Source organism: Micromonospora sp. DT41 (assembly GCF_049841715.1).
Lineage (GTDB): Bacteria > Actinomycetota > Actinomycetes > Mycobacteriales > Micromonosporaceae > Micromonospora > Micromonospora profundi.
In genome coordinates this window covers 1-212 of sequence record NZ_JBNCKU010000066.1, presented here as the reverse complement: position 1 = coordinate 212, position 212 = coordinate 1, and the positions used below count along the sequence as shown (strand labels likewise).

At 65.6% G+C, this 212-nt stretch carries 1 protein-coding gene; it reads left to right on the top strand.

Annotated elements, in window-relative coordinates; genetic code table 11:
- Positions 1-212: hypothetical protein (locus ACLQ23_RS31625; protein WP_425881545.1), on the top strand; the 212-nt coding region annotated here is incomplete at both ends.

Genomic DNA, 212 nt, shown 5'->3' with positions numbered 1-212 from the left:
GGCACCCTCGAATACCTCGGACGCCGCGACCGACAAGTCCAACTCCGCGGCCAACGCGTCGAACTCGGCGAAATCGAGCACACCATCGCCCAACACCCCGACGTACGCCAATGCATCGTCCAGCTACACAACGAGACCCAACTCGTCGCCTACCTCACCGGGCACCCCGACCTGAACCACCTTCGCCGGCACCTCGCCGACCGACTCCCCAC